This is a genomic window from Arthrobacter sp. BI5 (genome assembly GCF_056680065.1).
Map to the genome: position 1 here is coordinate 1,764,715 of NZ_CM155264.1, position 24,751 is coordinate 1,789,465.

The following is a 24,751-nucleotide window of genomic DNA, read 5'->3' on the forward strand; positions in this document are numbered from 1 at the left end:
CTTACCGGTTAAGGGGCAGCCGCCGGCCGTTGAGTTCTGCGGCGGGGGTCCGGAAAAGCTCGACGGCGGCCGCCGCCAGCTCCTCGACGTCGGTAAAGCCGGGGAATTTACGTTCGGGGGAGGCCGCGCGCATGGCCGGATCGACGAGGGCTTTCACCACGAAAACGACGGCGGCGCTGTGCTGCTGTTCCGGGCCTGCTGCCGTTCCGGAGGCGGCTGGGTTTGCAGCATTCGCTGCGTCGGTTGGGTTGCCGGACTTTCGGGCCTGGTCGCGCCGGAAGCCGTCCGCCACGGCGAGGGTCCAGGCTTCCGCGGCGGCCTTGGCCGCCACGTAGCTGGCGCCGCCCGCCGTCGGGCTGGCCACCGCGCTGGAGGAGACGATGGCCAGCCGCCCGGTGTCCGAGGCGGCGAGCTCGTCGTAGAAGGTCCGGCTGACGTTGCGGAGCGTGGTGACGGCGTTGCGTTCCAGGTACTCCCAGTCCTCGTCGCTCTGGTCGGTGATGCCCTTCGCGCCGCGCCAGCCGCCCACCAGGTGGATCACGCCGTCGATGTGTCCGGCCCGTGCCGTCAGCTCTGCGTGGAGGTCCCGGACCGCCGCCGGATCGGCAAGGTCGCAGGCAAGCGGCACCACGCCGCTGCCGGCGTCGGCGGCGGCGGCGTAGATGCGGGGGGCATCGGTGCCGACGGTGAACACCGTGTGCCCCGCGCCGCGGAGGGCGCGGGCCACGGCGATTCCGGACGGGCTGCTGCCGCCGGCCACCAGGATGTTGAGCGTGCGTCCGCTGCTCATCCGGCGTTGATGGCCTGGGTGGCGGGGCTGGCGGCCGTGTCCGGGTGGGTGTCTGTCGACCCCGTGATGCCGGCGGTCGATTCGATCACGGTCCGCATCTTCTTTTCCAGCGCCTCGTAGAACATGGAGAGCGGGAACTCGTCGTCGAGCACCTGGTCGGTGAGGCCGCGCGGCGGGCCGTCCAGCGGCAGGGCGCCTGGCCCCTTGGCCCAGACCGAGGCCGGGTTGGGCGTGACGGTGCCGGAGATGAGCTCGTAGGCGGCGAGCCAGTGGGTTATCTTGGGCCGGTCGATCGAGCGCCAGTAGAGTTCCTCGATCCGGGCGCCGAGTTCCACGACGACGTCGGCCACTTCGTCCCAGTCGATGCTGAGCTTGCTGTCGGTCCAGTGCAGCACGTGGTGCTGGTGCATCCAGGCGAAGAGCAGCTGCCCGCCAAGGCCGTCGTAGTTGCGGACGCGGCTGCCGGTGATGGCGAACCGGAAGATGCGGTCGAAAATGACGGCGTACTGGACCAGCTTGGCGTGCCGGCGGGCTTCCGGGTCCGCTTCCTCGTCCTTTTCGATCTTCACCGATTCGCGGAAGGCGGTGAGGTCGCAGCGGAGTTCCTCGAGCGAGTACAGGAAGAACGGCATGCGCTGTTTGATCATAAACGGGTCGAACGGCAGGTCCCCGCGCATGTGCGTGCGGTCGTGGATCAGGTCCCACATGACGAAGGTCTCCTGCGTCAGTTCCTGGTCCGCGAGCAGGCCGGCGGCGTCCTCGGGCAGTTGCAGCGAGGTGATGTCCGCGGCGGCCCGCAGGACGCGGCGGAAACGGGCGGCCTCACGGTCGGCGAAGATGGCGCCCCAGGTGAAGGTGGGGGTCTCACGGACGGCCACCGTCTCCGGGAACAGCACCGCGGAGTTGGTGTCGTAGCCCGGGGTGAAGTCGAGGAAACGGATCGGGACAAAGAGCTTGTTGGAGTAGTCGCCCGCTTCCAGTCCGGCGATGAACTCGGGCCAGATGACCTCGATCAGCACGGCCTCGACCAGGCGGTTGCTGCTGCCGTTCTGCGTGTACATCGGGAAGACCACGAGGTGCTGCAGGCCGTTGACGCGGTGCTGCTGCGGCTGGAATGCCTGGAGCGAGTCGAGGAAGTCTGGAACGCCGAAGCCGCCGTCGGCCCAACGCTGGAAGTCGGCAACCAGGAGGTCCAGGTAGCGCTCGTCATGCGGGAACGCCGGGGCGAGCGCGGCGACAGCCGTCGTGATGGTGGCGACGTGCCCGGCCGCGGTCTCGTGGTCGGCGGGCTCCGGCACGGAGCCGTCCTGGATCTGGAGCGCCTGCAGGGCCGTGGCAGCGGCCTTGAGCCGCCGCCACTCGGGGGATTCGGCGGTGATCGGGGCAGGGGCGGTGAGGGCCGTCATGGTCATCGTCGGTCGCCTTTCTGGTTGCTTGGAACGTCTACGGCGAGCGTAGCAAGCAAACAGCAGCTCTAACCCAAAAACCGGTCGAGCATAAGGAACTCTGAGTCATGGGGGTGCCCGGAAGCCTCCCAGCTCCAGCCGGGACGGGGGTGCCTAGGACTCCGGGCCGGCGGCGGCCGTGCCGGCCGCCGGGACCAGCTTCAGCGATACCGAGTTAATGCAGTAGCGCTGGTCTGTGGGCGTGCCGTACCCCTCGCCTTCAAAGACGTGGCCCAGGTGTGAATCGCAGGCCGCGCACCGCACCTCAATACGGTCCATCCCCATGGTGCGGTCATGGATGTAGCGCACGGTGCCGTCCGCCAGCGGCGCAAAGAACGAGGGCCAGCCGCAGTGCGAGTCGAACTTTTCCCGGCTTGTGAAGAGCTCAGCGCCGCAGGCCCGGCACTGGTACACGCCCTCGGTATGGGTGTCCCAGTACTCGCCGGTGTACGGCCGTTCCGTTCCGGCCTGGCGCAGCACGCGGTATTCCTCCGGGCTCAGCTCCTCGCGCCATTGCTGGTCCGTTTTTTCAACCGGTGCCGGTCCGGCCGCCGGCGGGTTGCCGGCGGCATCACCCGCGGGGGAGCTGACGGGCGAGACTTTGGGCTTGTTGCTGAAGATGCTCATGACGTCAATAACGCTCAGGAGTCGCCGATAAATCCCGATCCGGCGTACAAATGCAGCACCGGAAGGCCCAGCTTGTCCTGTGCCTCGTTGGCCCAGTCGGTGTGGAAGGTGTCCGCGACGGCGTGCGGACGGGTGATGACCACAGCCTGTCCGGCGTTCAGTTCCTTGACTTTGGCGACCAGGCCGTCCACGGCCCGGCCCTCGACGACTTCACCGGTCACGCCGCCGCCCAGGCCGCCCAGCGCGGTAAGCGAGGTAGCCAGGGTTTCCGCGGCAGCCGTCCGTTCCACGGCCGGATCCGGCTGCTTGGCGGTCAAGTCCCGGAACGCCTTGGCGATCTCCAACATGGACAGGTTCTCCAGGAAGTCCACCAGCAGGTGACGCTCGGTGTTCGCCGGGACCAGGACCACCAGCGGCGAATCGCCGCCGGCCACGAGGGTTTCGATGTTGACGCGGTCGTCCGCGCCGAGGGGCTCTTCTGTCAGGATGACGATTGGGTCGCTCATGCCCCCAGCCTAGCCGTTAATGCGCCGGGGGCCGCCGCCCCGGCACGGAATGGGCCGCGGTGCGCCGGATGCCGGGCTTGGCCGGGAGTTCGGTAAGAATGGTGCCATGGCATCCACCCTGCGCCTCGTCCCGCAAAAGCCCCGGACCCCGACTGCCCGCGGGGCCTCCCGCGGCCCGCAGGCGGGGCTGCCGGACACCCCCATTGCGGATACGGCTGTCCCGGGGAGCGCCAAGTGGGCGGTGGGCGGCATCATCGGCGGAGGTGCCGCGGCGGGCCTTCTCGCCGCGGGGTCATCGGCGCTGGCCCTGTACTTTGCCCGGCGGGTCATCACCCCGGTCCGGGTCCGCGAGGAGGACCAGGAGGTGTTGGCGGTGATCCGGGAGGGCCGCGGGCAGCAGATCATCCTCAAGGCGACCCCGGATTCCACCGTGGAGGGCGTTTACGGTTTCTTTTTCGACGGAGGCCGCGGGCACGCCCGGCTGGGCCGGATCCTGTCCTACTCCCCGGCCGAGCAGACCGTCCTGCGCGACGTTGAGACCGTCTACAGCGGGGACCTGGCGACGGCGCGCCGCGGCTACTGGAGCGGGGCAGTCCATCCGGATCCCGCGGCCATCGGGCTGCCGTTCGAAGACGTGCAGATCGAGGTCGACGGCGGAACAGCGCCGGCGTGGCTGGTCCGGGCCGCCCCGGCGGCCGATGCTCCGGCGTCGGACACGTGGGCAATCATGGTGCACGGGCGCGGCGCCTCGCGGCAGGAGGGCCTGCGGGCCGTCCGGGTGGCCCGACAGCTGGGCCTGTCCAGCCTGCTGATTTCCTACCGCAACGATGGGCTGGCGCCCTCGGCCGAGGACGGCCGCTACGGCCTCGGGTCCACCGAGTGGCGCGATGTGGAGGCCGCGATCGCCTACGCGCTGGAACAGGGCGCCCACGAGGTGGTGCTCTTCGGCTGGTCGATGGGCGGCGCGATCTGCCTGCAGACCGCTGACCTGTCCCGTTACCACCACCTGATCCGGGCGATGGTGCTGGACGCCCCGGTGATCAACTGGGTCAACGTCCTGGCGCACCACGCCGAGCTGAACCGGATCCCGTCCGCCGTCGGACGTTACGGGCAGCTGATGATGAGCCACCCGCTGGGCCGGCGGCTGACCGGGCTGGCCGCCCCGGTGGACCTGAAGGCGATGGACTGGGTGTCCCGCGCCGTCGAGCTCCGGACGCCGACGCTGATCCTGCACTCCGTCGACGACGAATACGTCCCCTACGGCCCGTCCGCGGACCTCGCGGAGAAGAACCCGGAGATGGTGACCTTCGAAGCGTTCAGCACGGCGAGGCACACCAAGGAATGGAACGTCGATCCGGAGCGCTGGGAGTCGCTGGTCACGGCCTGGCTGCGGCAGCAACTGGCGCCCCGGCCTTCCCCGGCCGGCTAACCCCCGCTTGTCCCCAGAGCGCGAGCGTACACTTGCGGCCCCGTCCAGGAGCGCGAACGTACATTTGCGGCCCCGCGCGGGCGCAAAAGAGGGCCCCAAGTGTACGTTCGCGCTTCAGCTCCGGGGTGAGCCGATCCGGGCCGTGCGGGCGCCGGTCAGCCGGATCAGTTCGGCCGGGCTGAGTTCCAGGTCCAGGCCGCGGCGCCCGCCCGAAACCAGGAGGGTCTCCATCTCCAGCGCGCTCTCGTCGACCACCGTGGGGGAGGGCTGGCGCTGCCCCAGCGGCGAGATGCCGCCGAGCACGTAGCCGGTGCGGCGCTCCGCCGTCGCCGGGTCCGCCATCGCCGCCTTCTTGCCGCCCAGGGCTGCGGCCATCGCCTTCAGGTCCAGGCTGCCGCTCACCGGCACGACGCCGACGGCGAGCCGCCCGTCGACGTCGACCATCAGTGTTTTGAACACCCGTGCGGGGTCGATGCCCAGCACCTCCGCGGCTTCCAGGCCGTAGCTGGCCGCCGCCGGGTCATGGCTGTAGGGGTGCGCAACGAAGGAAACCCCGGCCGCCGCGAGTACCGCGGTGGCCGGGGTTCCCTGGGACGCCTGTTTGCGGGCCATGGTGCGGATCAGGCCTGCTGCGGCAGGGCGGCGACCTTGCGCTTGATCCGGCCGAGCATCGCCGTCATGCCGCGCATCCGCAGCGGAGTGATGGCCCGGGTGAGACCCAGGAGTTCGGGCATGTCGTCCGGAACGGCGAGGATCTCGGCCGGGCTGAGCCCGTCCAGTCCCTCGTGCAGCACGCCGGCGAATCCGCGCGTTGTGGGCGCCTCCGGCGGGGCCTTGAAGAACAGTCGCACCCGCTCGGGCGCGCCGCCGGACTGCCCGTCGCCGGCCGGCTCGGTTTCGATCGTCAGGAACAGCGGCGACTGGCATTCCACCACCTGCTCCATCAGCTCCGGATGGTCCTGCAGGCGCGCCGGCGGATCCGGCAGCTCACGCGAAAACTCGAGCAGCAGCTGGAGCCGCTCGGCTTCTTCGAGGGCCTGGAAGTCGTCAACAATGTCCGCGAGGGCGGCGGGGAGGGCAGAGGTATTCATCAGTTCCAGTTTACTTTCCTGCCGGCACGGTGCCGCGTTCGGTGCCCTTGACGATGGGGACCCGTACGGCGTTGCCCCATTCGGTCCAGGACCCATCGTAGTTGCGGACGGTGTCGAAGCCCAGCAGGTACTTGAGCGCGAACCAGGTGTGGCTGGACCGCTCACCGATCCGGCAGTAGGCCACGACGTCGTCGCCCGCCGTGAGTCCGGCCTCGTCCAGGTACAGGGCCTCCAGTTCGGGACGGCTGCGGTATGTCCCGTCCTCGGCGGCGGCGCGGGCCCAGGGGATGGACGCTGCGGTGGGGATGTGGCCGCCGCGCAGGGCGCCCTCTTCCGGGTAGGCCGGCATGTGCGTGCGCTGGCCGGTGTACTCCTCGGCCGAGCGGACGTCGATCAGCGGCTTGCCGAAGTGCGCCAGCACGTCGTCCTTGAAGGCGCGGATCGGGGCGTCGTTGCGCTCGACCACCGGGTAGTCACCGGGCGCGGGGACCGTCCGGTCCGTGGTCATCGGGCGGCCCTCCGCGATCCACTTGTCGCGGCCGCCGTCGAGCAGCCGGACGTCCTCGTGGCCGAAGAGCGTGAAGACCCAGAGCGCGTAGGCGGCCCACCAGTTCGATTTGTCGCCGTAGATGACCACGGTGCTGTCGCGCGAGATCCCCTTGGCGGCGGCCAGCGCGGCAAACGCTTCACCGTTGACGTAGTCGCGGGTGACCTCGTCGTTCAGGTCGGTGTGCCAGTCGATCTTTACCGCGCCGGGGATGTGGCCCGTTTCGTACAGCAGTACGTCCTCGTCCGATTCGACGACCACCAGTTTGCCGCCGTCGAGCGCACCGTCTTCGATTGCCGCCGCGAGCCACTCGGTGGAAACCAGGCGTTCGGGGTGGGCGTAGGCGGCGAATTTGTCGTTCTGCTCAACGGGGTAGGGCATGGTGATGGCCTTTCACTGGGCGGTCGTGGGGGCCGGGCCAAGGGTGGTGCGCGGCGCCGGGCCTGCTACCCACAGTAACCACGCTCCGGCGGGATTGCTTCCCGGGCCTGCCTGCGCGGAAATATGGCCTTCGTCACGTCCGCTGCCGCGCCCGGAAAGGAAACCCGCCGTTGCCGGTATTCTTTCTGGGGACACGAGACCAGCAGAACGGACCACCTTGGTACAGATCGAACAGCTCGCCGCCAGAACGCCGGCGGTTTCCGTGGATGAACTCCTCAACGGGTTTTATCCGTCGCCGCGCTTCGGTGAGGTGTCCTTTGCCAGCTACCGGCCGGACCCGGCCCAGCCCAGCCAGGCCCATGCGGTCCATGCGCTGCAAAGCTTCGCTGCCGGCGTCGGCTCCCGGGACGGTGACGGCCTGTTCAAACGTCTCTTCGGCAAGAAAGACACCTCCCGCGCGGGCATCTACCTCGACGGCGGCTTTGGCGTGGGTAAGACCCACCTGCTCGCCTCGCTGTGGCACGCAGCCCCGGGGCCCAAGGCCTTCGGCACCTTCGTGGAGTACACCAACCTGGTGGGGGCGTTGTCCTTCCGCAAGACCGTGGAGGCGCTCAGCCACTACAAGCTGGTCTGCATCGATGAGTTCGAGCTCGACGATCCGGGCGACACGGTCCTGATGTCCCGGCTGATGCGCGAACTCGCCGACGCCGGGGTCAAGCTCGCCGCCACATCCAACACCCTGCCCGGTTCCCTGGGCGACGGCCGCTTTGCCGCCGTCGACTTCCAGCGCGAGATCCAGGTCCTCGCCGACCAGTTCGACGTCGTCCGGATCGACGGCGAGGACTTCCGCCACCGCGGCCTGCCCAAGGCACCAGCGCCGCTGCGCAACGACGAGCTGACGCACCACATGAAGGCGGAGTTCGACGGCCGGACGGTGGCCAAGGACGAATTCAGCACCCTGATCAACCACCTGGCCGGTGTGCACCCGAGCCGGTACCGGCAGCTGATCGACGGTATCGACGGCGTGGTGTGGCGCAACGTCGAGACCATCACCGAGCAGGCCGTCGCGCTGCGCTTCGTGGTCCTGGCGGACCGGCTGTACGACAAGGACGTCCCGATCCTGGCCAGCGGCGTGCCGTTCGACCAGCTCTTCACCGAGGAAATGATGACCGGCGGGTACATGAAGAAGTACTTCCGCGCCGTCTCCCGGCTCACCGCCTTGGCCCGGGAGGGCCAGAACCACGAGCCGTCCTAGCCCGTAACTGCAACGCGGGGTCGCTTTTGGCCGATTCGGAGTCTCCGGATAGGCCAAAAGTTACCCCGCGTCGGTCGTTAAACGACGAAGGTGCCGGCGCCGCCTCTCGGCGGGACCGGCACCTCGCTGACGTATTTGGGTCAGAGGCCCTGCGGCCGGGGTTCCCCGGCGACGGGTGGCTCACCCGCGACGTGCGGCTCTGCGACGGGGGCCGTTGCCGGCCGGCCGTCCGCGTTGTCCACGAAGCCGGAGGCGCCTCGCTGGGCGGAATCTACTTTGTCGGCGTATTTTCCGCCGGTCTTCGAATCGACGAAATCACCCGCCTTTTCGATGCCGTCCTTGATGGCCTGTTCGTTGCCACCAATCAGATGCTGAGCCTTGCCCTTTAGATCGTCAATTAAACCCACGGGCACCTCCCTTCAGTCGCGGAGCCAGATCGCTCCTAGCGCTTTCGATCCTAACCGCCGGGTGAAGACGTGCCAAGGGTGTACGCCCAGAGGAGAAAGACCCTGGGCGGGGGATCGGAGAGGGCAATGAAAAAAGCAGCCCCAAAGGAGCCGCTTTTGTGGTGGGCGATACTGGGATCGAACCAGTGACCTCTTCCGTGTCAGGGAAGCGCGCTACCGCTGCGCCAATCGCCCGCAACCGGAAGGATCCGGAGTGGAGTTGTGAAGCTTTGAAACAAGAGAGCGGACGACGAGATTCGAACTCGCGACATCCACCTTGGCAAGGTGGTGCTCTACCAGCTGAGCTACGTCCGCATTTTTAGTCCGTTCCGGCTGGGCCGGTGGTACTGGATCAAGCAAGTTGCCTTGCTTTGGTGGGCGATACTGGGATCGAACCAGTGACCTCTTCCGTGTCAGGGAAGCGCGCTACCGCTGCGCCAATCGCCCCTTCGTAACCGGCCGGAACCGGAAACCAGGGTTTTCACCGAGGTGGGTACGGGATTCGAACCCGTGTATACGGCTTTGCAGGCCGCTGCCTCGCCTCTCGGCCAACCCACCGTGTAGACACGGTTCCAGAAGAACCATATCCGTGACAGTGTCCTGCGAGCGGACGACGAGATTCGAACTCGCGACATCCACCTTGGCAAGGTGGTGCTCTACCAGCTGAGCTACGTCCGCATTGTTGCCAGCGATTCACTGCCGTAATCGGCATTTCCTCGCGTTCCAACGAGTAAGAACTCTATAGGAGGTTCAGGGAACTTACAAATCGGGGCGCGTTCCCCGCCGCTTGACCCCCGTCTTTCCCTGCAATCTAGCGGATTTTGCTAATTACAGACGTGTAATTCGCGCCGGTTCTGGCGGCGTTGGGGGCGGGCGCCTGAGCGGTGGGGTGACGACGGCGGCGGACGGTGTGCGGCGTCGGAGCTGGATTTGAAGCTGTGGGAACGGGCCGCTCCCGCGATTCGCCAATGGTGGCCGCTATGTTTCCCTCAAAGCGGCCATCTTCGTCCAACGGTCGCAGCGAGGCCGGTCCCAGGCAAGGCGGCGCCGCCGCGGGAAGTCCCGATTTCTAAATTCCGCCGGGGTGGGCTAGCATTCAATGGCACCGGGGCGATTGGCGCAGTGGTAGCGCGCTTCGTTCACACCGAAGAGGTCACTGGTTCGAACCCAGTATCGCCCACCCGAAAGATGGTCCGTTCCGCTCACCGAGCGGGGCGGGCCATTTTGTTTTCCCGCGGCCTGTTTTCCTGCAGTGTCCGACCCCTGTGAAAGAGTTTTTCTATGACCGCCCCGCTCCTCGCCCATGCCACCGAATACGGCCGGATGTATGCCCGTTCCACGTCGGAGCAGTTCTCTGTCCCGTCCATCACCACGGTGATCGGCCAGCAGCCCCACGGCCTGGACGGCTGGTTCGGCTACATGGGCGCGAACAGCCTCGCCGCGGATCCAACGCTGCCGGCCATACTGGGCAGCCCGGCCAAGATTCGGCAGGCGGTCAGCCGGGCCGCCAAGGCAGCCGAAACGCACCGGGACGACGCCGCCAAGCGCGGCGACCGCGTCCACAACTACTGCGAACAGGTGGCCCTGCGGGCGCTCGGCCGCCCGCACCAGATGAAGGAAGCCCGTGAGGCGCTGGCCGCCAACGGCGAGGAAGCGTTCGCCGCGCGCTTTGACGAGTGGTGGGAGCTGTTCCAGGTGGAGCCGGTCGCTCCGGAGATCACGGTCTGGAACAAGACGGTGGGCTACGCCGGCACCCTGGACCTGGTGGCGAAAATCAACGGCCGTACCTGCCTCATCGACTACAAGACCAAGGGGACCAGCCGGGACGGCACCGTCAAGCCGCTCGATGACAAGGTGGTGATGCAGCTGGTGGCGGGTATGAAGGCCGAAGAAAGCCTGGTGGACCCGGTGGCAGGGGAGTGGGAAGCGTGGCAGCACGGTGACTCTCCGATCCTGCTCGCGGTGGCCATCGGCGAGACGGAGGTGCGGCCGCAGCGGGCCAACCCGGACGTGCTCAAGCATCACTGGTGGAAGTTCTGCGCGCTGCGGCGCGTCTGGGAAATGTCTGCGGACACCCTGGCCGCCGGACCGGCCCTGCTGCCGATCGCGCCGCCCGCTGCCCGCTGAGCCGGAAACCCGCGCCACCCACTAAACTGGACGGGATCCCGAAGCCGCCCACCGTGAGGACACACCGCCCATGGCCATCTTGAATATCCGCATCATTGGGGACCCTGTGCTGCGCACAGTTGCCGATCCCGTGACGGAATTCGGGCCTGAGCTGGAAAAGCTCGTCGCCGATATGACCGAAACCATGGAGGACGTGGAGGGCGCCGGACTGGCAGCCCCGCAGGTCGGGATCAGCCAGCGGGTCTTCACCTACCGGATCCGCGGGGTTGAGGGCCACATCATCAACCCGGTGCTGGAAAACAGCGATGACTTCCAGCCGGACGAGGTGGAAGGCTGCCTGTCCATTCCCGGGCTCGGGTTCCCGGTCCGCCGGCACCGCAGCACCCGCGTCACCGGCGTCGACGTGCACGGCAACCCGGTGGTGCTCGAAGGCGAAGGCATGCTCGCCCGGGTCTTCCAGCACGAGACCGACCACCTGGACGGGATCCTCTTCACCGACCGGCTCGACGGCGAGGACCGCAAGGCCGCCCTGCGCGCCATCCGCAACGCCAACTACGACTCCATCACCGAGCAGACGACGTCGAAGCGGGCCAAGACCGTCGGCTCTAGCTTCGGCGCGGGTTCCGCCTTCGGAACCGGCCAGTGAGGGTCCTCTTCGCGGGCACCCCTGCCGTCGCCGTTCCGTCGCTGGATGCCCTCGTCGCCGCCGGGTTCGACGTCGTCGCCGTGCTGACCCGGCCGGACGCACCGCTGGGACGCAAACGGGTCCTCACACCCTCGCCGGTCGCCGCCCGCGCCGCGGAGCTCGGCATCGACGTCATCCACGCCGCCAAGGTCGACGCCGGTGTGACGGCCAGGATCGAGGCCGCCGCACCGGATGCCGCAGCGATCGTGGCCTACGGCGGCCTCATTCCGCGGGCGGCCCTGGACATTCCCCGGCACGGCTGGATCAACCTGCACTTCTCGCTGTTGCCGGCCTGGCGCGGCGCAGCGCCGGTCCAGCGCGCCCTGATCGCCGGGGACGACATCACCGGCGCCGTGACGTTCCGGCTCGAAGAGGGCCTGGACACCGGACCGGTGTACGGCACGCTGACCGAGGCCGTCCGGCCGGCTGACACTGCCGGCGAGCTGTTGGAGCGCCTGTCCCACAGCGGCGCCGTGCTGCTGACCCAGACCCTGTCCGCCGTCGACGCCGGCAAAGCCACCGCCGTCCCGCAGCAGGGGGACGTCAGCCTGGCCCCCAAACTCAACCTCGACGACGGCAGGCTCGACTGGCACCAGCCGGCGCTGGCGATCGGCCGCCGCTCCCGCGGAGTGACGCCGGAACCCGGCGCCTGGACCACACTCGAGGGTCAACGCGTCAAACTCGAACCGGTGCTGCTCCGCCCGGCGGCCCCGGCCCTGCGCCCGGGGCAACTGGCCCTCGACGGGAAGGCGGTCCTCGTCGGGACTGGTTCGCACCCCGTTGAGCTCACCCGGGTCCAGCCTGCAGGCAAAAAAATGATGACCGCCGCTGATTGGGCGCGCGGACAGGCAACACTGGAAAGCGTGGTCTTCGAATGAGCGAATCCGGATCCAATGGCAACGGCCGGGGACGCGGCGCTGCCGCCGGAGGCCCGTCCTCCGGCAAGTCCGGCCAGGGCGGCGGCGGCGGCCAGGGCCCCCGCGGCGGCGTCAAGCGGAACGCGCAGGGACGCGAACGGAACCGCGGACCGCAGCGCGGCTTCACCGAGAACGCCCCCTCCCAGCGCACCCGGCGCGCCGACCCCGCCCGGCTGGTGGCCTTCGAAGTGCTGCGCGCGGTGGCCGCCGAGGACGCCTACGCGAACCTGGTGCTGCCGGCCCGGATCCGGCACCACGGACTGGACAAGCGCGACGCCGGGTTCGCCACCGAGCTCAGCTACGGCGCGCTCCGCGGCCAGGGCACCTACGACGCCATCCTCGCCCGCTGCGTGGACCGCCCGTTGGACCAGCTGGACCCGGCCATCCTCGACGCGTTGCGGATCGGCGCCCACCAGCTCCTCGCCATGCGGGTCCCGGCCCACGCCGCCCTCGACGAAACCGTGGGCCTGGCCCGCGCCGTCATCGGCGCCGGCCCGTCCGGCCTGATCAACGCGGTGCTCCGCAAGGTCTCTGCGCACACCCTCGACGAGTGGCTGGAACTGCTGCTCAGCGACGAGCAGGATGAAACCAAGGTCGCCTCGGTCCGGTACGCCCACCCGGAGTGGATCGTGCGCGCCTTCCGGCAATCGCTCGTGGCGCACGGCCGCCCGGTCACGGAAATCAACGAGCTCCTGGAGGCGGACAACGCCGCCCCCGTGGTGAACCTGGTGGCCCTTCCCGGCCTGGGCAGCCTGGACGAGGCCCTGGAAAGCGGCGCCACCCCCGGCGAGCTTGTGGAAGGATCGGCGCTGTCCAGCGGCGGTGACCTGGGCCGGCTCGCCTCCGTGCGGGACGGCAGCACCCGGGTCCAGGACGTCGGCTCCCAGCTGGTGGCCCGCGCCCTGGCATCGGTGGACCTTTCCGCGGGAACCGCCGCGGGCAGCCAGGCCGCCGCTGGCAGCCAGGCGGGCGCCGACGGCGGCGAACGCTGGCTTGATCTCTGCGCCGGCCCGGGCGGCAAGGCCGCCCTGCTCGGCGCGCTGGCCCGGCAGCACGGCGCCACCCTGCTCGCCAACGAGCCGGCGCCGCACCGCGCGAAACTGGTCCGGCAGGCGCTGGCTGCCGTCCCGCACGAGGTGTGGCATGTCCGGACCGGCGACGGCCGCGAGGTCGGATCCGAGCAGGCGGAAAGCTTCGACCGGGTGCTCGTGGACGTGCCCTGCACCGGGCTGGGCGCGCTGCGCCGGAGGCCGGAATCCCGCTGGCGGCGCACCCCCAAGGACCTGGTGGACCTCGGCCCGCTGCAGCGCGAACTGCTCAAATCCGCCCTGGACGCGGTCAAGCCCGGCGGCGTCGTAGCGTACGTGACCTGCTCGCCGCACCCGGCCGAGACCACCGCCGTCGTCAGCGATGCGCTGCGCAAACGCGACGACCTCGAACTGCTCGACGCCGGCGCCGCCCTGGACGCGGTCAGCCTCAGCGGCCACCTCGAGGCAGGCCACGACCTCACCGCCCAGCTCTGGCCGCACCGGCACCGGACGGACGCCATGTTCCTGGCGCTCATCCACAAAAAAGCCTGAGACCCGGGCCATACTGGCACCAGCTACCCGACCTTTCCGACCAGCACAACGACAAGGAAATCCATGGCCCACTGCTGCATCCACCCCAGCATCCTGTCGGCGGACTTCGCAAACCTGCAGTCCGAGCTCCACAAGATCAGGACCGCGGACGCCGTGCACGTGGACGTGATGGACAACCACTTCGTGCCCAACCTCTCGCTCGGCCTTCCGGTGGTCCAGCGGCTGCAGGAAGTCAGCCCGATCCCGCTGGACGCGCACCTCATGATCGATCACGCAGACCGCTGGGCGCCGGCCTACGCCGACGCCGGGTTGGCTTCGGTGACGTTCCACGCGGAGGCGTCGATCGCGCCGGTGAAGCTGGCCCGTGAGCTGCGCGCCCGCGGCGCCAAGGCGGGCCTGGCGCTCCGGCCCGGCAGCGGCGTGGAGCCGTTCCTGGACATGCTCGGCGAGCTGGACATGATCCTCATCATGACGGTGGAGCCCGGTTTTGGCGGCCAGGAATTCCTGGACCTTACGCTGCCCAAGATCCGCCGGGCCCGCGCGGCGATCGACGCTTCCGGCCTGGATATCAAGCTCCAGGTGGACGGCGGCATCACCGAGAAGACCATCTGGCGTGCCGCCGAGGCAGGCGCGGACGTCTTTGTGGCCGGATCCGCGGTGTACGGCGCCGATGACCCGGCGGACGCGATCGCGCGGCTCCGGGCTGCCGGCAGCCGCTGACGCGAACATGACGAAGGTTGTACCGCCCGTCCGCGGGGAATAGCGGGACGGCACCGGCGGTTGTGTCAGAATAGCTACACACATACGTGCTCCGGGGTCGGTGTAAGTCCGAACCGGCGGTCATAGTCCGCGACCCGCGAGCCGTCACTTTCCCTCTGGGGGAGGCCGACGGCGGACGGTTGAACCGGTGGAACTCCGGTACCGACAGTTAAAGTCTGGATGAGAGAAGCACGTACAGCTGTTACTGCGGCGCCCCCACGGCGCCGCGGAATTGCGCTGTCGTATACCCCCGGAGCCATCGCGGTTCTTGAGGGAAGGAACGACAGACATGAACCCCTTGCGATGGCTCTTCGCCGACTCCGCGGTCCCACGGGAGCGGGCGGACGGCAAATGAGCGTTCAGCAGCCGGCCGCCGGGCCGCAGGATATCGATGAAACGGGCAGGGCGGATTTCGCGGCCGCTGCCGGTTTCAGCGCCGCCGAGACGGCCGCCATGGACACGGCCCTCGCTGCGGCGGCGCAGGGTCCGCGCGGCGCGAACCCGCTGGTGGGCGCCGTTGTCATCGGCCCCGACGGCGCGCCCCTGGTCACCGGCTACCACCGCGGCGCCGGCACCCCGCACGCGGAGGCCGACGCGATCGCGCAGGCCGCGGCCGCCGGGCTGGACCTGACCGGCACCACCATGGTGGTCACGCTCGAACCATGCAACCACTGCGGCCGCACCGGCCCGTGCGCCCAGGCGATCATCGAAGCGGGGGTCGCCGACGTCGTCTACGCGGTCGATGACCCGCACGATCCGGCCGCCGGGGGAGCGGCCACCCTCCGCGCTGCCGGGGTCCGGGTCCGTTCCGGACTCGGCGCCGTGGCTGCCCTGGAGCTCAACCGGCGCTGGTTCGACGCCGTCGCCGCCAAACGGCCGTTCGTCACCCTGCACATCGCCCAGACCCTGGACAGCCGGATCGCGGCCAGTGACGGCACCAGCCAGTGGATTTCCAGCCCCGAATCGCTCGCCGACAACCACGCGCTGCGGGGCCGGATCGACGCGATCCTGGTCGGCACGCAGACCGTCCTGGTGGACAACCCGCGGCTGACCGCCCGCACCCCCGACGGCGCACCCGCGGACAAGCAGCCGCTGCGCGCGGTGATGGGCCTGCGCGGGATCCCCGAGGACGCCGCGGTCAACGGCGGCGACGGCAAGGTGCTGCACCTGCCCACCCGGCAGCCGCGCGAGGCGTTGGACCAACTGTTCAACGCCGGCGTCCGGCAACTCATGGTGGAGGGCGGCTCGCGGATCCTGAGCGCGTTCCTGGCCGCCGGCCTCGTCGACGAGCTGATCGTCTACCTGGCTCCGACGCTGCTCGGCTCCGGCACCCCAGCCCTGGATGACCTCGGCATCGGCACCCTCGCCGACGCCCAGCACTGGGACTGGGACCACGCTTCCGGCGGCGCCGTCCGGACACTGGGCCGCGACCTGCGGCTGCACCTGCGCCCCGCCACCGACACTTCATCCGATTCCACCCCGCGCACCGACGCGGACACCGCCGCAGGAGGCTACTGATGTTTACCGGAATTATCGCCGAACAGGGGAAGGTGCTGTCCGTCGAGCGCGACGGCGACACCAGCGCCACACTGCGCCTGCACGCCCCCGGCAGCACCGAGGGCCTGGCCCACGGCGGATCGATCGCCGTCAACGGGGTCTGCCTGACCGCCACGGACATCGACGGCACGGACTTCAGCGTTGACGTGATGGGCGAGACCCTGGTCCGCAGCACCATCGGCGGACTGGCCGCAGGCGATCCGGTCAACCTCGAGCGCTGCGTCCCGGCCGGCGGACGGCTCGACGGCCATGTGGTGCAGGGGCACGTCGACGGCGTCGGCGAGCTGCTGGAACGCGAGGCGCTCGGCAACTGGGACCGGCTGCGCTTCGGGGTGCCGGCCGCGCTGGCCCGCTACATCGCGGAGAAAGGCTCAATCGCCGTCGACGGCGTCTCCCTGACCGTCACGGCCGTGAGCCCGGCGCCCGAGCCGGCCCCGTGGTTCGAAGTCGGCCTGATCCCGACCACCCTGGCCGAAACCGGCCTCGGCGCCAAGTCCATCGGCGCGCGCGTCAACCTCGAAGTGGATGTGCTGGCTAAGTACACCGAGCGGCTGCTCGCGTTCGCGCCGGCCGTGCATGGCCAGGAGGCAGCATCATGAGCAAATTGCAGGAGGACCGCGGTGTCGCCGTCGACACGCCGTCGGCGCTGGACCCGATCGAGGACGCCATCCGTGCCATGGCCGCCGGCCGTCCGGTGCTGGTGGTGGACAACGAGGACCGCGAGAACGAGGGCGACATCATCTTCGCCGCGCAGCACGCGACCCCGGCGCTGATGGGCTGGACCATCCGGTATAGCTCCGGCGTCATCTGCGTGCCGCTGCCCGGCGACCGGGCGGACGCACTGGCGTTGCCGCCGATGGTGACCATCAACCAGGACTCCAAGGGCACCGCGTACACGGTGTCCTGCGACGCGGCCGTGGGCGTGAGCACCGGAATCTCCGCCACCGACCGCGCCCTGACGGCCCGGATCCTGGCCGATCCGACCAGCCAGCCGAATTCTTTGACCCGTCCCGGGCATGTTTTCCCACTTCGCGCCGTTAAGGGGGGTGTGCGGGAGCGTCCCGGCCACACCGAAGCGGCTGTCGAGCTGTGCCGGCTGGCCGGGCTGGAACCCGTGGGCGTTATCGCAGAACTGGTGCACGACGACGGAGAAATGATGCGGCTGGACGGACTTCGCGGCTTCGCGCTCGAACACGGCTGCCCGCTGATTTCGATTGCCGACCTGGTGGCGTACCTTGAGGCCGGCAACACCGGCGGCCACGCAGCGGAATCCGCCTGACACCCTGATTGAGGAGAGACAATGACGACTTCTGAAGCGCAGCCGGCCACCCCGGGACAGCAGCCGCATCCGGTCAGCGGCGGACCGATCGTCCAGTTGCCCACCGCGTACGGTGACTTCGTGGCCCAGGCCTGGACCGATCTGGACACCGGCGCCGAGCACCTCGCCGTCAGCTCCCCGCTGCCGGCCACGGACGGCCAGGCACCCCTGGTGCGCCTGCATTCCGAATGCCTCACCGGGGACGTGTTTGGTTCGTACCGCTGCGACTGCGGCGAACAGCTCGCCTACGCCCTGGAAATAATCCACGAATTCGGCGGCACCCTGCTCTACCTGCGCGGCCAGGAAGGCCGCGGCATCGGCCTGGCCAACAAGATCAAGGCCTACGCCCTGCAGGAGGCCGGGTTCGACACCGTCGAGGCCAACGAGCAGCTGGGCCTGCCGGTGGACGCCCGCTGCTACAACGCCGCGGCGCAGATCCTCGCCGAGATGGGCCTGCACGAGATCCGCCTGCTGAGCAACAACCCGGACAAGCAGGACCGCCTGGCCCAGGCCGGAGTCAAGGTCGTTGAGATGGTACCCACCGAGGTGCCCTCCCGCGAGCAGAACCTGCGTTACCTGCAGACCAAAAAGGACCGGATGGACCACCGCCTGGTCCTCGACATGGAGCCCGCCGCCCCCGCCGCGGGACAACTCGGCTTCGAGCACGAACAGGGCTAACAGCCCACCACCAGACCCCCACCTCCCACAGCATAGGAACCTGCATGAGCGGCCACGGCGCACCCCAGATCGACCTCACCACCTTCCAGCCCGACGAGACCTCCCGGCTGAAACTGGCCATTGTGGCCGCCAGCTGGCACACCCAAATCATGGACGGCCTGCTCGACGGCGCGCTGCGCGCCGCCAAGGACGCCGGCATCGCCGAACCGAGCGTCCTGCGCGTCCCCGGGACCTTTGAACTGCCGGTGGCGGCGGCCCGGCTGGCCCCGCACTTCGACGCCGTCGTGGCGCTGGGCGTGGTGATCCGCGGCGGAACCCCGCACTTCGAGTACGTCTGCGAAGCCGCCACCCTCGGCCTGACCGAGGTCAGCGTCCGCACCGGGGTGCCGGTGGGCTTCGGGGTGCTGACCTGCGATACCGAACAGCAGGGCATCGACCGGGCTGGCCTGCCGGGCTCCACCGAGGACAAGGGCCACGAAGCCGTCACCGCGGCCCTCGCCACCGCCGTCACGCTCAAGCAGTACTCGTAGGCTGTGTATTCCCTCACATCCGGGGCGTCATGCTGGGGCCCGGCAGGCGTGGCCCGGCCGTGAACAAGTAGGCTGGACGGTGTGAAGAATTTCGAATCGCTGTTCGCAGAACTGAGTGAGAAGGCAGCCGTCCGCCCGGAGGGCTCCCGCACCGTCGCCGAACTGGATTCCGGAGTCCACGGCATCGGCAAGAAAGTCGTGGAAGAAGCAGCCGAAGTCTGGATGGCTGCCGAGTACGAATCCGATGAGGCCGCGGCGGAAGAAATTTCGCAGCTGCTCTATCACCTGCAGGTTCTGATGCTCGCCAAAGGACTCAGCCTGGAAGACGTCTACAAGCATCTCTAGCCACGTCGCGCCGGGCTGCGCGGACTGAAGTCCGCGCAGCCCGGCGCACCACGTGGCCCGTTGTGCCTGCACCCGATGACTTCCTAACCAGAAAGAACTTCCCATGCTGAGAGTTGCCGTCCCGAACAAGGGATCCCTGTCCGAAGCCGCCTCCGCCATGCTCGCCGAGGCCGGTTACCGCCAGCGCCGCGACAGCCGCGAACTGGTCATGGTGGACCCGGACAACGACATTGAATTCTTCTTCCTCCGCCCGCGCGACATCGCCGTGTACGTCGGCCAGGGCACGCTGGACGTCGGCATCACCGGCCGCGACCTGCTGCTCGACGCCGAGGTGGAGGCCGAGGAACTGCTGCCGCTGGGCTTCGCCGCCTCCACGTTCCGGTTCGCCGGCCCGGTCGGGGACTTCAGCTCCATTGACCAGCTTGAGGGCAAGCGCCTCGCCACCAGCTACGACGGGCTGCTCCGCGGCTACCTCGCCCAGCGCGGCATCAACGCCAAGGTCGTCCGGCTCGACGGCGCCGTCGAATCCTCCGTCCGGCTCGGCGTCGCGGACGCGATCGCCGACGTCGTCGAAACCGGCACCACCCTCAAGGCCGCCGGGATGGAAATCTTCGGCGAGCCGATCCTGAACTCCGAATCGGTGCTGATCGGCCGCAAGGGCGAGCAGAACCCGGCCACCGAGGTGCTGATCCGCCGCCTTCAGGGTGTCCTCGTCGCCCGACAGTACGTGCTGATGGACTACGACATCCGCAAGGAGCTCGTTGAGCAGGCCGCGGCCCTCACCCCGGGCCTGGAGTCGCCCACCGTCTCGCCGCTGCGCGATTCGGACTGGGTGGCCGTCCGGTCCATGGTGCCCAAGAAGGAAACCAACCGGATCATGGACGAGCTCTACGACCTCGGTGCCCGCGCCATCCTGGTCAGCAGCATCCACGCCTGCCGGATCTAGCGTCCCAGTCCGTGAAGCCCTCAGCCGTGAGCAAATTCCAGGAGCAGCCATGTCCGTAGCCGTCCGCGTTATCCCGTGCCTGGACGTCGACGCCGGCCGCGTGGTCAAGGGGATCAACTTCGAAGGCCTGCGCGACGCCGGCGACCCGGTCGAGCTGGCGCACCGCTACGACAACGGCGGCGCCGATGAGCTGACCTTCCTGGACGTCACCGCGTCCTCCGGCAACCGCGAAACCACCTTCGACGTCGTCCGCCGCACCGCTGAGGAAGTCTTTATCCCGCTGACCGTCGGCGGCGGCGTCCGCGGCGTCGCCGAGGTGGACAAACTGCTGCGCTTCGGCGCGGACAAGGCGGCCATCAACACCGCGGCCGTCGACCGGCCCGACGTGATCGACGAGATCACCCGGCACTTCGGTTCGCAGGTCCTGGTGCTTTCCCTCGACGCCCGGCGCACCCGGCCCGGCTCGCAGCCGACCCCGTCCGGGTTCGAGGTCACCACCCACGGCGGCCGCCAGGGCACCGGCATCGACGCCCTCGCCTGGGCCCGGGAGGCCGCCGACCGCGGCGTCGGCGAGATCCTGCTCAACTCGATCGACGCCGACGGCACCAAGGACGGCTTCGACCTGGAACTGATCCGGCTGGCCCGCGCCAGCGTGAAGGTGCCGCTGATTGCCTCCGGCGGCGCCGGCAAGCCCGAGCACTTCCCGCCGGCGGTGGCCGCGGGCGCCGACGCCGTACTGGCAGCCTCGGTGTTCCACTTCGGCCCGCTGGACATGATCGCCCAGGTTAAAACCGCCATCCGCGAGGCCGGCTTCGAAGTCCGCTGACCACCAGCCGATTAAAAGCAACGCGGGGTGCCTCAGCGCCCATCCCGAAGGGGAATATCGGCGCTAAGTGACCCCGCGTTGTTGGTTTAGTGCGAGCTTAGAGGCCGACTTCGGCGGACTGCAGGAGCGCGACGGCGTCCGGCTGGCCCTCGAAGGTCACCAGCGCGTGCCGGGTCCGGCCATGCGCGTGCATCAGGAGTTCGCCCGGTTCGCCGACGATCGCGACCGAGACGGGCGCGCGCTTGGCCACGTGCCGGGGACCGGACGGGCGAACCAGGACGATGCCCAGGTCCACGCCGCGGTACAGGATGGCGGCACGCTTGATCAGTTCATCCCAGAGAGCGTCGGAGTAGGCCTCGTCCAGGGCGCGCGGGGCCCAGCGGTCCACCGCCCGGCGGACATCCTCGGTGTGCACGAAATATTCGATCAGGTTGGAGCTTTCGTCCAGGGCCTTGATCCGCATGGGGGAGAGCGCGGGCGGACCAGCGCGGAAGGTGTTGACCAGCCGCGCGTAGGCGTCCGGCGTCCGGACTTTGGCGGCGAGTTCGGCCGTAGCTTCGTCCGAGGCCTTGGACAAACGCTTGATCAGCAGGCCCAGTCCAACGCGGGCTTTCCGCTCGCGAAGGTACAGGTGGGCAGCAAGATCCCGGGTCTGCCAGCCCTTGCAGAGCGTGGGGGAGTCAGGACCGGCCGCCAGCAAGGTTTCGGCCAGAACTTCTCGGGATGGATCGACGAAATGCATCACTTGTGAAACTAGCACGAGACGCCGGTGCGTGTGCACCGCGGGTGCCGTGATTTTGGCGGCGGCGGCCTTTTGGCGGCCATGTTAAGCGCGGGGCCGCCGGCGCCGGGCGGCGGCCGGCCCCGAGGCACTAGACTTGAGCTGATGTCTGAGCAGCCCGCCCCCGCCCCCGTCAGCGAAACTCCGCTCCCTGCCGGCCTGGCCGCGTCCTTGAAACGGGACAGTGCCGGCCTGGTGGCGGCGATCGTCCAGCAGTATGACACCAACGAGGTGCTGATGCTCGGCTGGATGGACGACGAGGCGCTGCACCGCACCATGACCACCGGACGCGTCACCTTCTACTCCCGCTCCCGGCAGGAATACTGGCGCAAGGGCGACACTTCCGGCCACGTCCAGTGGGTCAAGTCCCTGGCGATCGACTGCGACGGCGACGCGCTGCTGGTCCGCGTCGACCAAGTCGGCGCGGCCTGCCACACGGGCACCCGGACGTGCTTCGACGGACGCGGGCTGGACGCCGTCGTCGGCTACGCCGACTGACCCCGCGCGCACAGCCGCACCCCACCGCGGCGCGCAGCGCGGCTTCCCACCAGCAACAGAGCAAGAGAACAGGCAGAAAAACGCAGCCATGCAGGACCTTGGAATCATCAGCCCCAGCCTGGACGAGTTCCGGGAACTCGCCGGCCACAGCCGTGTCATCCCCGTCCGGCTGAAGGTGCTGGCTGACGCCGAAACGCCGATCGGGTTGTACCGCAAACTCGCCCAGGGCCAGCCGGGAACATTCCTGCTGGAGTCCGCCGCGGTGGGCGGCGCCTGGTCCCGCTACTCCTTCATCGGCGCGCGGTCCCGCGCCACCCTGACCACGAAGGACGGGCAGGCACACTGGCTCGGCGAGCCGCCCGTGGGCGTGCCGCTGGAGGGCAGCCCGGTCGACGCCATCCGCGACACCCTCCGCGCCCTGCACACCGACCGCTTCGAGGGCCTGCCGCCCTTCACCTCCGGCCTGGTCGGCTTCCTCGGCTGGGAAACGGTCCGGCATTGGGAGAAACTCACCAGCCCGCCGGAGGATGACCTGCAGCTGCCGGAAATGGCGCTGAACCTTGTAACGGACATGGCTGTGCACGACAACATGGACGGCACCGTGCTGCTGATCGCCAACGCGATCAACTTCGACAACAGCTCCGAACGCGTCGACGAGGCCTGGCACGACGCCGTCGCCCGGGTGAAAAACCTGCTGGCCAAGGTCAGCGCCCCCACGGAACAGCCCATCTCGGTGCTGCAGCCCGCCGCCGTCGACTTCGCCTCCAGCGTCCAGGAGCGCTGGGACGAGAACGACTACCTCGCCGCCCTGGACCGCGGCAAGGAGGCAATCGTCGACGGCGAGGTCTTCCAGGTGGTGATCTCCCGGCGCTTCGAGATGGAATGCGGAGCCGACCCGCTGGACGTCTACCGGGTGCTGCGGAACACCAACCCCAGCCCCTACATGTACATTTTCAGCCTCGAGGACGCCGCCGGCCGCCAGTATTCGATTGTGGGCTCCTCCCCGGAAGCCCTGGTCACGGTAACCGGTGAGGACGTCATCACCCACCCGATCGCCGGATCCCGGCCGCGCGGCAAGACCATCGAAGCTGACAAGGCCCTCGCCGAGGAACTGCTCGCCGACGAGAAGGAACGCGCCGAACACCTCATGCTCGTGGACCTCTCCCGCAACGATCTCTCCAAGGTCTGTATGGCCGGTACCGTGGACGTCACCCAGTTCATGGAGGTGGAGCGGTTCAGCCACATCATGCACCTGGTGTCCACGGTGGTGGGCAAACTCGCCCCGTCCGCCACCGCGTACGACGTGCTCAAGGCCACCTTCCCGGCCGGCACCCTCTCCGGCGCGCCCAAACCCCGGGCGCTGCGGCTGCTGGACGAGCTGGAACCGCACCGCCGCGGCATCTACGGCGGCGTCGTGGGCTACCTGGACTTCGCCGGCGACCTGGACATGGCGATCGCCATCCGCTCCGCGCTGCTCCGCGAAGGCCGTGCCTACGTGCAGGCCGGCGGCGGGATCGTGGCCGACTCCGTCAACGCCACCGAGGCGATCGAAACCATCAACAAGGCCGCCGCCCCCATGCGCGCGGTCCATACGGCCCAGTCGCTGCGCAACATCACGGCCGACACGGTGCCCGACGCCGGGACGGAGCAGCCATGACCGGCCCCGCGGGAACGATCAAGAGCACCAGCCCGGCCGTCCCGCGCTGGGCCCGGAAGTCCACCCTGGTCCTGGTCGTCGCCGCGCTGGCGCTGGCGGTCTTCGGCACCACCACCCAGACTTGGCTGACGGTCCAGCTGGACCCCAGCCAGCTCGGCCAGGGCGTCAGCAGCCAGGACGGACTGCAGGTCCAGGGGAGTAAGGCTGCCACCACGGTGACGGCGCTGGCCCTGGTTGCGCTGGCCGGCGGCCTCGCCGCGTCGATCGCCGGACGCATCGCCCGTTGGGTCATCACCGCGATCATCCTGCTCGCCGCCGCCGGGATCGTTGCCGCCGCGGCGACCGTGTTGGCCGACCCGCTGGCCGCGGCGCAGGGTTCCATCGCCGCCGCCACCGGCATCAGCGGCAGCAACGTCCAGGTGGCGACCACCGCCTTTCCCGTCCTCGCCGTCGTCGCCGGTTCCCTGCTGGGGCTCAGCGCCCTGGCGATCGTGCCCGCCGGACGGTACTGGAAGAGCCGCACCAAGTACGATGCCGCCGCCACCGGCGGCCCCTCGGACCCCGCCGGGCCGACCGACGAGATCGACAGCTGGGACCGGCTCTCCCGCGGCGACGACCCCACCTGAGCCGGCGCCGTGGGTGCCCCTGCGGCCGCGGCCGGTCACAAAGCCAGCAACGCGGCCAACGGCGCCGCCAATAAATGGCAGAATGTAAGCAGTATTGATCCTGAGGAGATTTCCATGAGCAAAGCCCCTGTTTCTGCACCCAAGCCCGCCGCCGGCACCGGCGTCTACGACGGCGTCGACCACAGCGAGCCGACCGGCCACGGCAACAGCCCGGCGGCCTGGACCACCGTGATCGTGATGCTGATCGGCGCCCTCATCGCAGCCATCGCCTTCGTGATCGCCAACACCCCGATCTTCATCGCGGGCGCGGCCGTCATGCTGATCGGCCTCGTGGTGGGCTTTGTTATGCGCAAAGCCGGATACGGCGTCGGCGGCAGCAAGCTGAAGAACTCCGGCCACTAAGA

The 24,751-nt window shown here is 69.0% G+C and carries 28 protein-coding genes, 6 tRNA genes and 1 riboswitch; of the genes, 20 read left to right on the forward strand and 14 right to left on the reverse strand.

The genetic code is table 11. From position 1 onward, the window contains the following. Position 1: 1 nt before the first annotated feature. The 4 genes from AC1MED_RS07955 to AC1MED_RS07970 form a co-directional block, all read right to left on the reverse strand. Positions 2-790, reverse strand: coding sequence for an SDR family oxidoreductase (locus AC1MED_RS07955; RefSeq protein ID WP_479786319.1), 789 nt, complete (start codon positions 788-790; stop codon positions 2-4). Then, positions 787-2,202: a DUF6421 family protein gene (locus tag AC1MED_RS07960; protein WP_479786321.1), complete on the reverse strand. Its 1,416-nt coding sequence runs from the start codon at positions 2,200-2,202 to the stop codon at positions 787-789. The genes AC1MED_RS07955 and AC1MED_RS07960 overlap by 4 nt, the downstream gene beginning before the upstream one ends. Positions 2,203-2,349: 147 nt before the next feature. Continuing rightward, entirely contained in the window at positions 2,350-2,862 is a 513-nt protein-coding gene (gene msrB / locus AC1MED_RS07965) for a peptide-methionine (R)-S-oxide reductase MsrB (protein WP_479786323.1), read from the reverse strand. Positions 2,863-2,876: 14 nt separating this feature from the next. After that, on the reverse strand, positions 2,877-3,368 hold the full coding sequence (locus AC1MED_RS07970) for a hypothetical protein (protein WP_346958985.1): 492 nt from the start codon (positions 3,366-3,368) through the stop codon (positions 2,877-2,879). Positions 3,369-3,474: 106 nt separating this feature from the next. Here AC1MED_RS07970 and AC1MED_RS07975 point away from each other — a divergent pair, with 106 nt between their 5' ends. Further along, positions 3,475-4,797 carry an alpha/beta hydrolase family protein gene (locus tag AC1MED_RS07975; RefSeq protein WP_479786326.1) on the forward strand — a complete coding sequence of 441 codons (1,323 nt, stop codon included), beginning with the start codon at positions 3,475-3,477 and terminating at the stop codon, positions 4,795-4,797. A 114-nt stretch (positions 4,798-4,911) separates the two neighbouring features. On the opposite strand, the gene ybaK is transcribed toward AC1MED_RS07975, so the two are convergent. Genes ybaK through AC1MED_RS07990 form a run of 3 tightly spaced genes read right to left on the reverse strand, consistent with a single transcriptional unit; the run spans position 4,912 to position 6,816 of the window. After that, positions 4,912-5,409 (reverse strand): Cys-tRNA(Pro) deacylase, encoded by a 498-nt coding sequence (gene ybaK, locus AC1MED_RS07980; RefSeq protein WP_479786329.1) that lies wholly within the window; start codon positions 5,407-5,409, stop codon positions 4,912-4,914. Between the two features lie 8 nt (positions 5,410-5,417). After that, a complete protein-coding gene (locus AC1MED_RS07985; RefSeq protein WP_479786331.1) occupies positions 5,418-5,888 on the reverse strand; it encodes a SufE family protein in 471 nt (156 codons plus the stop codon). Positions 5,889-5,898: 10 nt separating this feature from the next. Continuing rightward, the gene (locus AC1MED_RS07990; protein ID WP_479786333.1) at positions 5,899-6,816 is read right to left on the reverse strand and encodes a sulfurtransferase; all 918 of its coding nucleotides are present in this window, start codon (positions 6,814-6,816) and stop codon (positions 5,899-5,901) included. Positions 6,817-7,033: 217 nt separating this feature from the next. Between AC1MED_RS07990 and zapE the strand changes: the two genes are divergently transcribed. Continuing rightward, positions 7,034-8,071 carry a cell division protein ZapE gene (zapE, locus tag AC1MED_RS07995; protein WP_346958979.1) on the forward strand — a complete coding sequence of 346 codons (1,038 nt, stop codon included), beginning with the start codon at positions 7,034-7,036 and terminating at the stop codon, positions 8,069-8,071. 140 nt (positions 8,072-8,211) lie between these two features. Here zapE and AC1MED_RS08000 read toward each other — a convergent pair whose 3' ends face one another. The 6 genes from AC1MED_RS08000 to AC1MED_RS08025 form a co-directional block, all read right to left on the reverse strand. Then, positions 8,212-8,478, reverse strand: a complete 267-nt coding sequence (locus tag AC1MED_RS08000) for an antitoxin (protein WP_479786336.1) — start codon at positions 8,476-8,478, stop codon at positions 8,212-8,214. Positions 8,479-8,637: 159 nt separating this feature from the next. After that, positions 8,638-8,712, reverse strand: a tRNA-Val gene (locus tag AC1MED_RS08005). 47 nt (positions 8,713-8,759) lie between these two features. After that, a tRNA-Gly gene (locus tag AC1MED_RS08010) sits at positions 8,760-8,832 on the reverse strand. Between the two features lie 57 nt (positions 8,833-8,889). Continuing rightward, a tRNA-Val gene (locus tag AC1MED_RS08015) sits at positions 8,890-8,964 on the reverse strand. A 40-nt stretch (positions 8,965-9,004) separates the two neighbouring features. After that, a tRNA-Cys gene (locus tag AC1MED_RS08020) sits at positions 9,005-9,075 on the reverse strand. Positions 9,076-9,122: 47 nt separating this feature from the next. Beyond that, positions 9,123-9,195 (reverse strand) — tRNA-Gly (locus AC1MED_RS08025). Between the two features lie 430 nt (positions 9,196-9,625). Between AC1MED_RS08025 and AC1MED_RS08030 the strand changes: the two genes are divergently transcribed. The 14 genes from AC1MED_RS08030 (at position 9,626) to hisF (ending at position 20,785) form a co-directional block, all read left to right on the forward strand. Beyond that, positions 9,626-9,697: transfer RNA gene (locus tag AC1MED_RS08030), tRNA-Val, on the forward strand. A 101-nt stretch (positions 9,698-9,798) separates the two neighbouring features. Next, the gene (locus AC1MED_RS08035; RefSeq protein ID WP_479786339.1) at positions 9,799-10,644 is read left to right on the forward strand and encodes a cytochrome; all 846 of its coding nucleotides are present in this window, start codon (positions 9,799-9,801) and stop codon (positions 10,642-10,644) included. Between the two features lie 70 nt (positions 10,645-10,714). Further along, entirely contained in the window at positions 10,715-11,290 is a 576-nt protein-coding gene (def, locus tag AC1MED_RS08040; protein ID WP_346958976.1) for a peptide deformylase, read from the forward strand. Next, positions 11,287-12,207 carry a methionyl-tRNA formyltransferase gene (fmt, locus tag AC1MED_RS08045; protein WP_479786341.1) on the forward strand — a complete coding sequence of 307 codons (921 nt, stop codon included), beginning with the start codon at positions 11,287-11,289 and terminating at the stop codon, positions 12,205-12,207. The genes def and fmt overlap by 4 nt, the downstream gene beginning before the upstream one ends. After that, positions 12,204-13,826: an RsmB/NOP family class I SAM-dependent RNA methyltransferase gene (locus AC1MED_RS08050; RefSeq protein WP_479786343.1), complete on the forward strand. Its 1,623-nt coding sequence runs from the start codon at positions 12,204-12,206 to the stop codon at positions 13,824-13,826. Before fmt ends, AC1MED_RS08050 begins: the two co-directional genes overlap by 4 nt. A 63-nt stretch (positions 13,827-13,889) precedes the next feature. Further along, the gene (gene rpe, locus AC1MED_RS08055; RefSeq protein ID WP_346958973.1) at positions 13,890-14,546 is read left to right on the forward strand and encodes a ribulose-phosphate 3-epimerase; all 657 of its coding nucleotides are present in this window, start codon (positions 13,890-13,892) and stop codon (positions 14,544-14,546) included. A gap of 82 nt (positions 14,547-14,628) precedes the next feature. Then, a riboswitch (FMN riboswitch) is annotated at positions 14,629-14,782 on the forward strand. 154 nt (positions 14,783-14,936) lie between these two features. Then, positions 14,937-16,103 carry a bifunctional diaminohydroxyphosphoribosylaminopyrimidine deaminase/5-amino-6-(5-phosphoribosylamino)uracil reductase RibD gene (ribD, locus tag AC1MED_RS08060; protein ID WP_479786349.1) on the forward strand — a complete coding sequence of 389 codons (1,167 nt, stop codon included), beginning with the start codon at positions 14,937-14,939 and terminating at the stop codon, positions 16,101-16,103. Next, complete coding sequence (locus AC1MED_RS08065; protein WP_346958972.1) at positions 16,103-16,741, forward strand: riboflavin synthase; 639 nt, start codon at positions 16,103-16,105, stop codon at positions 16,739-16,741. Before ribD ends, AC1MED_RS08065 begins: the two co-directional genes overlap by 1 nt. Then, positions 16,738-17,421, forward strand: a complete 684-nt coding sequence (gene ribB, locus AC1MED_RS08070) for a 3,4-dihydroxy-2-butanone-4-phosphate synthase (RefSeq protein ID WP_479786352.1) — start codon at positions 16,738-16,740, stop codon at positions 17,419-17,421. Before AC1MED_RS08065 ends, ribB begins: the two co-directional genes overlap by 4 nt. A 21-nt stretch (positions 17,422-17,442) precedes the next feature. After that, complete coding sequence (gene ribA / locus AC1MED_RS08075) at positions 17,443-18,138, forward strand: GTP cyclohydrolase II (RefSeq protein WP_479786353.1); 696 nt, start codon at positions 17,443-17,445, stop codon at positions 18,136-18,138. Between the two features lie 44 nt (positions 18,139-18,182). After that, positions 18,183-18,668: a 6,7-dimethyl-8-ribityllumazine synthase gene (gene ribH, locus AC1MED_RS08080; protein WP_479786355.1), complete on the forward strand. Its 486-nt coding sequence runs from the start codon at positions 18,183-18,185 to the stop codon at positions 18,666-18,668. A gap of 81 nt (positions 18,669-18,749) precedes the next feature. Then, positions 18,750-19,013 (forward strand): phosphoribosyl-ATP diphosphatase, encoded by a 264-nt coding sequence (locus AC1MED_RS08085; protein ID WP_024367461.1) that lies wholly within the window; start codon positions 18,750-18,752, stop codon positions 19,011-19,013. A 103-nt stretch (positions 19,014-19,116) separates the two neighbouring features. Continuing rightward, positions 19,117-19,959, forward strand: a complete 843-nt coding sequence (hisG, locus tag AC1MED_RS08090; RefSeq protein WP_138769531.1) for an ATP phosphoribosyltransferase — start codon at positions 19,117-19,119, stop codon at positions 19,957-19,959. Positions 19,960-20,008: 49 nt separating this feature from the next. Continuing rightward, entirely contained in the window at positions 20,009-20,785 is a 777-nt protein-coding gene (gene hisF / locus AC1MED_RS08095) for an imidazole glycerol phosphate synthase subunit HisF (RefSeq protein ID WP_479786356.1), read from the forward strand. A gap of 97 nt (positions 20,786-20,882) precedes the next feature. Here the strand turns inward: hisF and AC1MED_RS08100 are convergent, their stop codons facing one another. Continuing rightward, positions 20,883-21,527, reverse strand: coding sequence for a TIGR03085 family metal-binding protein (locus AC1MED_RS08100; RefSeq protein WP_346958955.1), 645 nt, complete (start codon positions 21,525-21,527; stop codon positions 20,883-20,885). 144 nt (positions 21,528-21,671) lie between these two features. Here AC1MED_RS08100 and hisI point away from each other — a divergent pair, with 144 nt between their 5' ends. The 4 genes from hisI to AC1MED_RS08120 all read left to right on the forward strand — a co-directional run bounded on the left by hisI (position 21,672) and on the right by AC1MED_RS08120 (position 24,749). Next, positions 21,672-22,064 carry a phosphoribosyl-AMP cyclohydrolase gene (gene hisI, locus AC1MED_RS08105; RefSeq protein ID WP_479786357.1) on the forward strand — a complete coding sequence of 131 codons (393 nt, stop codon included), beginning with the start codon at positions 21,672-21,674 and terminating at the stop codon, positions 22,062-22,064. An 88-nt stretch (positions 22,065-22,152) separates the two neighbouring features. Beyond that, the gene (locus AC1MED_RS08110) at positions 22,153-23,721 is read left to right on the forward strand and encodes an anthranilate synthase component I (RefSeq protein ID WP_479786358.1); all 1,569 of its coding nucleotides are present in this window, start codon (positions 22,153-22,155) and stop codon (positions 23,719-23,721) included. Next, positions 23,718-24,347, forward strand: a complete 630-nt coding sequence (locus AC1MED_RS08115) for a Trp biosynthesis-associated membrane protein (RefSeq protein ID WP_479786360.1) — start codon at positions 23,718-23,720, stop codon at positions 24,345-24,347. Before AC1MED_RS08110 ends, AC1MED_RS08115 begins: the two co-directional genes overlap by 4 nt. Positions 24,348-24,461: 114 nt before the next feature. Continuing rightward, entirely contained in the window at positions 24,462-24,749 is a 288-nt protein-coding gene (locus tag AC1MED_RS08120) for an HGxxPAAW family protein (protein ID WP_346958951.1), read from the forward strand. Positions 24,750-24,751 lie beyond the last annotated feature (2 nt).

Coding starts and splice junctions, on each gene's coding strand:
- hisI (WP_479786357.1), top strand. CDS start 21,672: ATGTCTGAGCAGCCCGCCCCCGCCCCCGTCAGCGAAACTCCGCTCCCT.
- AC1MED_RS07985 (WP_479786331.1), bottom strand. CDS start 5,888: ATGAATACCTCTGCCCTCCCCGCCGCCCTCGCGGACATTGTTGACGAC.
- AC1MED_RS07970 (WP_346958985.1), bottom strand. CDS start 3,368: ATGAGCGACCCAATCGTCATCCTGACAGAAGAGCCCCTCGGCGCGGAC.
- ribH (WP_479786355.1), top strand. CDS start 18,183: ATGAGCGGCCACGGCGCACCCCAGATCGACCTCACCACCTTCCAGCCC.
- ribA (WP_479786353.1), top strand. CDS start 17,443: ATGACGACTTCTGAAGCGCAGCCGGCCACCCCGGGACAGCAGCCGCAT.
- def (WP_346958976.1), top strand. CDS start 10,715: ATGGCCATCTTGAATATCCGCATCATTGGGGACCCTGTGCTGCGCACA.
- msrB (WP_479786323.1), bottom strand. CDS start 2,862: ATGAGCATCTTCAGCAACAAGCCCAAAGTCTCGCCCGTCAGCTCCCCC.
- ybaK (WP_479786329.1), bottom strand. CDS start 5,409: ATGGCCCGCAAACAGGCGTCCCAGGGAACCCCGGCCACCGCGGTACTC.
- rpe (WP_346958973.1), top strand. CDS start 13,890: ATGGCCCACTGCTGCATCCACCCCAGCATCCTGTCGGCGGACTTCGCA.
- AC1MED_RS07955 (WP_479786319.1), bottom strand. CDS start 790: ATGAGCAGCGGACGCACGCTCAACATCCTGGTGGCCGGCGGCAGCAGC.
- AC1MED_RS08100 (WP_346958955.1), bottom strand. CDS start 21,527: ATGCATTTCGTCGATCCATCCCGAGAAGTTCTGGCCGAAACCTTGCTG.
- AC1MED_RS08115 (WP_479786360.1), top strand. CDS start 23,718: ATGACCGGCCCCGCGGGAACGATCAAGAGCACCAGCCCGGCCGTCCCG.
- AC1MED_RS08035 (WP_479786339.1), top strand. CDS start 9,799: ATGACCGCCCCGCTCCTCGCCCATGCCACCGAATACGGCCGGATGTAT.
- AC1MED_RS07990 (WP_479786333.1), bottom strand. CDS start 6,816: ATGCCCTACCCCGTTGAGCAGAACGACAAATTCGCCGCCTACGCCCAC.
- AC1MED_RS08050 (WP_479786343.1), top strand. CDS start 12,204: ATGAGCGAATCCGGATCCAATGGCAACGGCCGGGGACGCGGCGCTGCC.
- AC1MED_RS08120 (WP_346958951.1), top strand. CDS start 24,462: ATGAGCAAAGCCCCTGTTTCTGCACCCAAGCCCGCCGCCGGCACCGGC.
- AC1MED_RS08065 (WP_346958972.1), top strand. CDS start 16,103: ATGTTTACCGGAATTATCGCCGAACAGGGGAAGGTGCTGTCCGTCGAG.
- hisG (WP_138769531.1), top strand. CDS start 19,117: ATGCTGAGAGTTGCCGTCCCGAACAAGGGATCCCTGTCCGAAGCCGCC.
- ribD (WP_479786349.1), top strand. CDS start 14,937: ATGAGCGTTCAGCAGCCGGCCGCCGGGCCGCAGGATATCGATGAAACG.
- AC1MED_RS07975 (WP_479786326.1), top strand. CDS start 3,475: ATGGCATCCACCCTGCGCCTCGTCCCGCAAAAGCCCCGGACCCCGACT.
- ribB (WP_479786352.1), top strand. CDS start 16,738: ATGAGCAAATTGCAGGAGGACCGCGGTGTCGCCGTCGACACGCCGTCG.
- AC1MED_RS08110 (WP_479786358.1), top strand. CDS start 22,153: ATGCAGGACCTTGGAATCATCAGCCCCAGCCTGGACGAGTTCCGGGAA.
- AC1MED_RS07960 (WP_479786321.1), bottom strand. CDS start 2,202: ATGACCATGACGGCCCTCACCGCCCCTGCCCCGATCACCGCCGAATCC.
- hisF (WP_479786356.1), top strand. CDS start 20,009: ATGTCCGTAGCCGTCCGCGTTATCCCGTGCCTGGACGTCGACGCCGGC.